Source organism: Bifidobacterium sp. UBA6881, assembly GCA_002451435.1.
In the GTDB taxonomy this organism is placed as follows: domain Bacteria; phylum Actinomycetota; class Actinomycetes; order Actinomycetales; family Bifidobacteriaceae; genus Bifidobacterium.
The window spans coordinates 23,652-27,438 of sequence record DKCF01000010.1; the positions used below are offsets into that span (position 1 = coordinate 23,652).

The window sequence follows — 3,787 nt, forward strand, 5'->3', positions numbered from 1 at the left end:
ACCAGCCTTCCCGTGGGCGGCGCGAGCACGCATGCGGTGCTCACCGGCCATCGCGGTCTGGTGGAGGCGGCGATGTTCACACGATTGGACGAGATGTGCACGGGCGACTTCTTCTACATCGAGGTGATGGGCAAGACGCTCGGCTATGAGGTCGACCGCATCGAGGTGATTCTGCCGTCGAACACCTCGCGGCTGCGTGTGGTCAAAGGCGAGGACCGCGTCACGCTGATGACCTGCACGCCATATGGCGTGAACACGCATCGTCTGCTGGTGTCGGGCCATCGCGTATCCATTCCGCAGCCCGCTCCTGATCCGGACACGATGCATGACGCCAAAACGATGGCGGTGGACGCCTTCGCCGCGGTCATGGTGCCTGGATTGCTGCTGGTGTTCGCGTGGCGCCGGCGTAACGCCCCGCGTCCACGCATCATGCGTCACGCCACCGTGCACCTCAGCTCGATGAAGCATATGCGGTGATGACCGACAATACCCCCTAAATGGCCGGTGGTGCCGAAAAATCGGTATTATACCCCCGCCTATTGCAGGGGGTAGAAGTTCTGTCTATAGGGTGAGATAAAAAATAATTATAGATAGATTGTAGTTGCTTGGAAATTCGGGGAAGTGAAGCATCTCGGCGTAATCTAAGCAAACGCACTGACAGAGATAGGCTTGATGATGACGAAGCATGCCTCAACGAGAAGAGGGGGCATGAGAAGGGGTGATGACGCCGTGTCGCGCAATATGCTCGCGAGGCCCTTTTCCGGGTGCCCCCAACGGCTTGTCGCCGCCTGCGTCGTCGTGATGACGATGCTCGCCATGATGGTCGCTGCACCATCGGTCTCCGCCGAGAGCGCATCGTCCACGCCGTTCGCCAGCCATGTGGTGAACGATGCGGTGAGTCCGTCCGGCACCACCATCGATCTGTTCGACTACTGGGTGCAGTCCTATGGCGCGAACGACGAGACGGACAGCTACGACCCGTCCACAGGGCGCTGGTTCAATCACACGAATTCCGGCATCAACAGCGGCAAGCAGCTGAAATTCACCTATGGCGGCGAAAGCTACCAGGGTGCATGGTCGCCGCTCAACCACTGGACGGGAAGCGGCAACGGGCCGCGCTTCGGACTGGTCAACGCGACGCTCACCGATGGGTATCCGACCATCGCCAAAGGGCTCGTCTACGACTACAACGGCAACGTCACCGATGGCACGCAGTCATTGAACTACCTGTTCGATCCGGAGAACACCGATCAATCGAGCTACAAGCGGGCCTATCCGAACGTCACCGGATTGCTGCAGCTGCAGGACGGCTACAACGTCTACGACAGCACCAAGAACTTCGCCACCTTGAACGACAAGGACGTCACCGGCAAATCCTCGTATGCGATGACGCTGTACGACGCGCCGGCGGTGCGTTCGATCAACAATTGGAACAAGATCGGCCAGTTCTTCCCATTCAATTCCGCGAAGGACGTGTTCTCGCAGAACACGAACGGATCGCTGTCCAGCAACGTGCAGTCGCGTGGCGCGAACCTGAACCATTACTTCGGCATGCACGCGAAGGCCGAATTCGTGCAGCCCACCGACGGCATGCTCAACGGCGACGCGATGTCCTTCGACTTCTCCGGTGACGACGACGTGTGGGTGTTCATCGACGGCGTGCTCGTCGGCGACGTGGGCGGCATCCACGACGCGTCCTCGTTGCACATCAACTTCCAGGACGGCACCGTCAAAGTCGCCAACGACACCGGCAGCAGGGTGTACCAGACCACCACGATCCGCGACATGTTCAAGGCCGCCTACGGCGAGGATTCCGACGAATTCAAGGCGGTCGAATGGTCGACGAGCAATCCGAACACGTTCGCCGACGGCGGCTACCACACACTCGACTTCTTCTACATGGAACGCGGCAACGGCGATTCCAACCTGAAGCTCAAGTACAACCTCGCCAACATCCCGTCGAACAGCCTCGTCAAACTCGACCAGCAGGGCAACACGGTGCAGGGCGCGAGCTTCGAACTGTACAAGGCGCAAAGCGATTACTCGTACACCGCCGCCGACCTCATCAGCAAAGGCGTCACCAACCAGGACGGCACCTACACCTTCACCAACTACGAGACCGGCGAGCCGGTGAACTTCGCCGACCTCGCGCGCAACGGCCGCGGCATCACGCATTACGTGCTCAAGGAGACCAACGCTCCGCCGGGATACCGAAAATCCGCGGATATTCGGCTGAGATACCACTTGAGTCCGAACGGCGAGGGCATGCTGCTGTGCAACGAGAACTCCAACACGTGGGATTCCGGCGCATGGTCGGTGGGCCACGAGACGCTGACCGTGGCGAACGGCTCCACGGTGTACGACATCAACGGCAACGCGCACAACGCCTCCACGGGCAAGGTGTTCGCCGTGGTGCTCAACCGCGACAGGACGAGCACCGGCAATCTGGCGACCGACACATGGAACGGCGTCACCGGAAGCTGGCGGACCGGCTGGTCCTTGTCCGGCACGGCGGTGGACGACAGCATGGAATCGATCGCGAGGCTGGCGAAATCGGACGCTTCGGAAGGCACGAATTACCTGCATTTCTTCAGCCGCGACTCCCAAGGCTCGCTGTCCACATACATCTCCGAGCTCCCCGGCGACGTGCGCACCTACTACTACATGCTGAGCGGCGCCGAGCGGGAGAACGCGCTGTACGCGATGAGCGTGTACTACACCACCGCGGACTCCGCCGCCGACATCACGGCGGAGAACACGTATCGCATCGACATGAACGACGAAGGCACGCACGAAGGCCAGATCATGCGTATGTTCGGCGTGCAGATCGCCGTCACCGACGTGCGCAACGCGCCGGTCGTGCAGAAGCTCGACGATGCCGGGAACCCGGTGGAAGGCGCGACGATTGGCCTGTATGCGGCGGACCAGGTGAGCGCGGACGGCAAAACCCTGCTGGAAGGCGCCACGCCGTTGCAGACCTGCGTCACCGCGCATACGGACTATCCATACCCGATGAAGGGCTCCTGCATGTTCGCCATGAAGGGTTCGTCGCAAAGCGGCGTCGCAGACAGCGGCGTCAACCTCGGCAACGGCACGTATTACATCAAAGAGGTCTCCGCACCGGAAGGCTATGAGATCAACAACACGTTGGCGAAGATCCTTGTCACCGATACCGGCATCTTCGCCGACGCGGGCGAAGAGGGCGACGGCGTGACCACGATGACGCATCTGGGCAGCCTGAACCAGGTGCTCAAGCAGTTCGCCGTCAACCGCAGCATCAACCGCACATTGTCGGATCTGGACGTCACCCAGCTGCGCTGCGCCGACGAGCAGTGCGTGACGAACAACGGCTGGCAGGAAAGCCTGGACGGCGAAAACGGCAAAACCGTCGCGGTGAGCTGGCATGGCGATTTCGCGACCGGATACTATTCGCTGGCGGACCAAAGCACGATGACCGACGACGGGTTCGACAACGACACCGGTTGGACGTACTACCGCGTCACCCAGTCTCCCGACACTTCGAACGGCGAATACCGCGGCGCGCGCTTCGACCTGCTGAATTCGAATCTGGCGCATCTGTTCACCGGCGGAACCGTGGTGCGCATCCACGACCAGCGCAAAGGCAGCCTGACGCTGACCAAAACAGTGACCGTCGGCGACGGCTATGACGCTCCCGAAGACGCCGATACGCGCGCGTTCCGGTTCCGCATCACGCTGAAGGCCGATGACGCCGCCAAACTCCAGCAGGACGGCAAAACCGACTATTACTCCGGCACGATCTCCAGCG

Annotated in this window: 2 protein-coding genes; both read left to right on the plus strand. The window is 61.1% G+C overall.

Annotated elements, in window-relative coordinates; genetic code table 11:
- On the plus strand, positions 1–477 hold a 477-nt coding region (locus tag B3C64_RS00845; protein WP_291533070.1), incomplete at its 5' end, for a sortase.
- A 342-nt stretch (positions 478–819) separates the two neighbouring features.
- Positions 820–3,787, plus strand: a 2,968-nt coding sequence (locus tag B3C64_RS00850) for a SpaA isopeptide-forming pilin-related protein (protein WP_291533072.1), incomplete at its 3' end; no start/stop codon positions are given.